The following is a 4,997-nucleotide window of genomic DNA, read 5'->3' as shown; positions in this document are numbered from 1 at the left end:
AGAGGAAACTCAAGCAACTCCTTTTTTAGCAGAAGATTTAACTTCAGACGAAGAAGCATATTCGCCATTTGCACAGACAACTTTAACCGCTAATGAGACTGAAAGTGATTTATTCCCAGAAGATGAGTTAGAAGATTGGGAAGAAATGACTTCTGGGGAATTGTCTGCTGGTGAAGCTTTTGCAGAAATCGAATCTTTGAATTTAGAAGTGGAAGAAGACGACTGGGAAGATTGGGTGGTGGAAGAAGAACCTCCGGCGGAAACAAAGATACCACAATTAGAAGTAGATACGCTAGAATCTTTGACTTTGGAAGAAGATGAAGAGTGGGAAGATTGGATAGTAGAAGAGCAAACAACAACAACAACTACTACTACTTTGACACCAGAAACAGAAACTGAGGAGCGATCGCTACCTAATCTTGATGCTTTAGATTGGGAAGATAATGATGATTGGGAGGATTTTGAAGAAGTCGCTGGGGGAACTACTTCGCCTCCTCCTGCTTCAATTTCTACATCCGATGACGATTGGGATGAACTTACTATTGACATTGAAGCCCAAGAGGTAGCTGAATTGTCTCAGGAGAGCAATTTTAGTTCTTTTGATGATGATGAACTCAGAAAGGGTTTGACTGCTGCTAAATATCAAAAACGCACCAGTCAGGCTGAAGATGATACTAATCAAGATAGTACGCCTGGAGGTTAGGCTTTGGTCAAGACAAAAAATTCTCATTCTACAGAAGTTGCTGTTAGCAATGGCTATCAGTCTGGCGATCGCACTCATTTACAATCACATTTAAGTAATTTTGTCAAGGCTCTGGGGGAAGTTTTAGAGGATATTACCGCCTTAGAAGTAAATACAATGGTTTGTGAGAGGATAACCGGGGAGAAATTTATTCCTTGGGAAACTTATCGCAATGTATATCCGATTAATCGAGAGTATTTACAAGAACAAGGAATTCATGAATCGTTACGCGATCGCTACTTAGATTTACGTCGTAATCTAGAGTTAGAATACTCGATTCTCGTCACCGATCCCAGTTCCGACTTTTACAATCCCAATTTAGTCGGCAATTTACCGATTTTAACCGATCCTAACCTAGAAATCGACCAAATCCAGACAATTTTACCAGATGCCCTGCAACCTACCAGTCCTGATGAAATTCTCAAAGTACAACGACTGTTAGGAAACAGCCGTTTCTTGCGTGTTTTGCGAAAAATCGGCGAACTCAAAGCAGCCTTAGATAATCGTAACCAAGCTTTATATCGCAAAGAATTAGAACTAGCGGAAAAAAATGTTCCGGACATCGCCGCACAAGCAGTGAAAACTGATATAATTTATGCTCAAACCGTGATTCAACTCGACGGCGATATTATCAACCGCTTTAGCGAAGAACTTCTGGAACATCCCCAAAAAGACTTAATCTTGAAAATTCATCGAGAAGGAGTTTTAGGAGGGGAACAACAATGGCGAGGTTTGCTAGGTTTTGTTGTCGATTTGGTGCAAAAAGCGATCGGAAAAGCTGCTCTGGGAGGTTTATTTCCTCCTCGATAAATCTACTCTAGAAACAAGCAAAAAAGAGGGACGAGAAAGCAAAAAAAAAAACAAGATTCACTAATGATTAATTCTCGCTCCCTAATCGCCTAGAAATACAATGGTTCTCGAATCCTGCATCGAAATTGTTAAGGAAAAAATTACTCGCAAGCGGGTAGTATTTCACGGTGTAAATTTTTATTTAAGCGAAGCATATTTAGAGCAAATTGAACTAGCGAGAGAAACAGGTGCAAAACTGAATTTATCTCGTCCTTTTCTCACCGACTGGCGCTATTATGCACTGTTTGACGAGCAAAATCGCTTTCAGTCGGGACTAACATTTTCTACTTATTACGAACAAGGTAATTCTAACATTCCCCTCATGCGGAGTGTTATATCTTTAGATGGAGATATCCTGCATCAAATCGCTAACGATTGTTTGAGTTTACCAGATTTTGCTTTAAAAATTACTTCCGCTCATTACTGGCTGATTGAGCAATTACTCGCTCAATTGCGACTAGAAGCACAAAATTGGTTAAATTGGTTTTCTTGGGGATTATCTTTAATCATTGTCGCAGTAACGGTATTAGGTAATTTAGAAAAATTGTTACCAATTAATCCGATTACGCTATTAGCACCTTTGTTAATGGCTTGGTTATTACAAGTAGGAATTAAACGCTTGCTATTGTTAATTTTACCTCATTTCCGTCGCTGGTTGTTGCGTCAGTTGTTGTTTGGAATGTTTTCTCAAAGTCCGCAAAAAAGAAAGTTTGTTTTGCGACTTTTGGGAAGGTTGGGAATTTGAAGTAAACCACAGATGAACGCGGATAAAGGCGGATATCGATCGTTATTGAGATGAAACTGATTAGTTAATTGTTACTTTACAAAGCAAACACTATTCGGAGAGCTTCGTCAATTTTTAACATCAATATTCCTTCGACCATTCTTCTATATCTGCATCGGTAAGTTCTTGTAATTCTCGATCGCGTTCATAAATTTCAGCATAAAGATTAGCTGATTCTTGCAAGTCATCTGTATTCAATGTTAACTGTAATTTCGCTAAAGCAGTTCTCACAACTTCACTGGGGTTTTGAAAGCCATATTCTTGACAGCGTTCGAGAAATTTAATCGTCAAGTCATCAAGTTGAAATGTTCGTTCTTGCATCATTTTCAAAGTATTTGTGAGACACAGTTTTAAGAGGAGACTAAAATGATTTACATCTGCAATAATTAGGGGCTGAAGCCCCTATTATGAAGATGAGACTTACATTCTTTCGAGTACGGATATACCTAGGAGAGATAAGCCTAATTTTATCGTCTTCGCAGTGAGGTTGCACAAGATTAAGCGAGATGTGCGTTCCGGTTCATCTGCTTGTAAAACCGGACAGCGATCGTAAAATTGATTATACTTTTGACTGAGTTCAAAAAGATACTGACAAAGGCGATTTGGTAACAAATCTTGTTCGACTTCTTTGAGAACTTCAGTTAGTTGTAAAATGTGTTTGGCTAAGGTTAATTCACTTTCTTCTGCTAAGATAACCTTGGCTTGAGTTCCTAAGTTTTCCAAGTCGATTTCACCTTTACGGGCAATCCCTTGCACTCTAACATAAGCATAGAGCAAATAAGGTGCAGTGTTGCCTTGGAGTGAAAGCATTTTATCGTAACTAAAGATGTAGTTACCGATCCGATTTTGACTCAAATCAGCGTATTTGACAGCCCCAATTCCCACGGTTTTCGCGACGTTATCGATAAATTCTGGGTTTTCGTGACGGTCTTCCCTGACTAATCTTGATTCTAAGTCATTGCGTGCGCGGGCGATCGCCTCATCTAACAAATCTCGCAAACGGATGGTTTCCCCCGAACGAGTCTTGAGTTTTTTCCCATCTTCGCCTAAAACTAAACCAAAGGGAACGTGAACGACTTCGACGTTATTGGGTATCCATCCTGCGCGTTTTGCGACTTGAAACACAGCCGCGAAGTGAGTTGCTTGTCCCGCATCAGTGACATAAATAATGCGATCGCAGCGATCTTTTTGGATACGATAGCGTAAGGCGGCTAAATCTGTGGTTGCATAGTTATAGCCACCATCAGATTTTTGCACAATCAAAGGTAAAGGTTCACCTTCTTTATTCGTGAAACCTTCTAAGAAAACACATTTTGCACCTTGGTTTTCTTCTAACAAACCTTGTTTGGCTAAATCTTCTGCGACTGCGGGTAACAAAGGATTGTAAAAAGACTCGCCTCTTTCAGTTAATTCTACATCTAAGAGATTGTAAATTACCTGAAATTCGCGCCGAGATTGGTCGCAAAGTAACTCCCAAGCATGACGACTATCTGCTGCACCTGCTTGTAATTTAACCACTTCTTGACGAGACTTTTCCCGAAATTCTTCATCCTCATCAAAACGTTTCTTTGCTTGACGATAAAAACTCACTAAATCGCCAATTTCTAAAGCATCAGCAGTCGTTAAAGCTTCTGGATAAACTTCTCGTAAATAAGCAATTAACATTCCAAATTGAGTTCCCCAGTCACCCACATGATTAAGACGCAAAACATCGTGACCGCGAAATTCTAAAATTCGGGCAATACAATCACCTATAATTGTCGAACGTAAATGTCCGACGTGCATTTCTTTAGCAATATTTGGACTAGAAAAATCAATAACTATTCGTTGAGGTTGTTTCGCTATTTCTACACCCAGACGTGCATCAGCTTCAATTTCCTGTAACCTTGTTTCTAGATATGCTGGTTGTAGCGTCAGATTAATAAACCCAGGTCCAGCAATTTCCGGTGGTTGACAGAAATCGCTAACATCAAGATTAGCAACGATTTGCTGTGCTATTTCCCTTGGTTTTTGACGCAACTGTTTCGCTAGCGGTAAAGCAGCATTAGATTGATAGTCACCAAACTTTGGGTTTGATGCGGGGACGACTTGGGGGTCATAAGTCGCTAAATTTTCGCCAAAAGCGGCGACAAGTGCTTTACTAAAGCGATTTCTAAGTTGTTCGAGAATCGAGTTCATAAGTTAACATTTTCAAGCCATAGTATATGATACCAATTTGTTAAACTGGCGAACGCGATCGGGCTGGTAAAATCTTAGCTTATTCTGGCATTTTTTCTCTTGCCCTACGCTTTGATTAATTCGATCGTTTTGGGATCGAAATGGTATAATTAGACGATTTTTTTAGCTAAAGCTTTCCTTGACATCTCTTGTTGGTTTTTGTCAAAAGGGAAGTTTAGTTTAAGTTTTAGAGCAGTTTTTTTCTTACTCTCGTGCAAATTGTGCTTCAATGAGAAGTTGGTCTATATTAACCTCAATATAATATTGTCGATCGGAGCTACTTTGTCGTAACCCACCAACAGCGCGACCCTTGAAAGTATCTGCCAATTGTTCCGCGATCGCTATTGTATCGTCTTCTGGACGCAGTGTAAAAAGTAAGTCAGCACACTCACCACCGTATTCACG

The 4,997-nt window shown here is 39.7% G+C and carries 6 protein-coding genes; 3 read left to right on the top strand and 3 right to left on the bottom strand.

Annotation, left to right across the window (positions count from 1 at the left end; translation table 11 throughout):
* The 3 genes from G3T18_RS24310 to G3T18_RS24300 all read left to right on the top strand — a co-directional run.
* On the top strand, window positions 1-703 hold a 703-nt coding region (locus G3T18_RS24310), incomplete at its 5' end, for a hypothetical protein (protein ID WP_224413182.1).
* Window positions 704-706: 3 nt separating this feature from the next.
* The gene (locus G3T18_RS24305) at window positions 707-1,552 is read left to right on the top strand and encodes a hypothetical protein (RefSeq protein ID WP_224413181.1); all 846 of its coding nucleotides are present in this window, start codon (window positions 707-709) and stop codon (window positions 1,550-1,552) included.
* Window positions 1,553-1,652: 100 nt separating this feature from the next.
* Window positions 1,653-2,336: a hypothetical protein gene (locus tag G3T18_RS24300; protein WP_224413180.1), complete on the top strand. Its 684-nt coding sequence runs from the start codon at window positions 1,653-1,655 to the stop codon at window positions 2,334-2,336.
* Window positions 2,337-2,456: 120 nt separating this feature from the next.
* Here G3T18_RS24300 and G3T18_RS24295 read toward each other — a convergent pair whose 3' ends face one another.
* The 3 genes from G3T18_RS24295 to G3T18_RS24285 all read right to left on the bottom strand — a co-directional run.
* Window positions 2,457-2,699, bottom strand: coding sequence for a hypothetical protein (locus G3T18_RS24295; RefSeq protein ID WP_224413179.1), 243 nt, complete (start codon window positions 2,697-2,699; stop codon window positions 2,457-2,459).
* A gap of 96 nt (window positions 2,700-2,795) precedes the next feature.
* A complete protein-coding gene (argS, locus tag G3T18_RS24290) occupies window positions 2,796-4,553 on the bottom strand; it encodes an arginine--tRNA ligase (protein ID WP_224413178.1) in 1,758 nt (585 codons plus the stop codon).
* A 243-nt stretch (window positions 4,554-4,796) separates the two neighbouring features.
* The coding region (locus tag G3T18_RS24285) for a COP23 domain-containing protein (RefSeq protein WP_224413177.1) at window positions 4,797-4,997 on the bottom strand (201 nt) is incomplete at its 5' end.

It is taken from the genome of Oscillatoria salina IIICB1 (assembly GCF_020144665.1).
Taxonomy (GTDB): domain Bacteria; phylum Cyanobacteriota; class Cyanobacteriia; order Cyanobacteriales; family SIO1D9; genus IIICB1.
This window is presented reverse-complemented; position numbering and strand designations above follow the sequence as displayed.

What these genes read in the sequence shown, in the direction of transcription:
- G3T18_RS24295 (WP_224413179.1), bottom strand. Translation starts at nt 2,699, where the DNA reads ATGATGCAAGAACGAACATTTCAACTTGATGACTTGACGATTAAATTT.
- G3T18_RS24300 (WP_224413180.1), top strand. Translation starts at nt 1,653, where the DNA reads ATGGTTCTCGAATCCTGCATCGAAATTGTTAAGGAAAAAATTACTCGC.
- argS (WP_224413178.1), bottom strand. Translation starts at nt 4,553, where the DNA reads ATGAACTCGATTCTCGAACAACTTAGAAATCGCTTTAGTAAAGCACTT.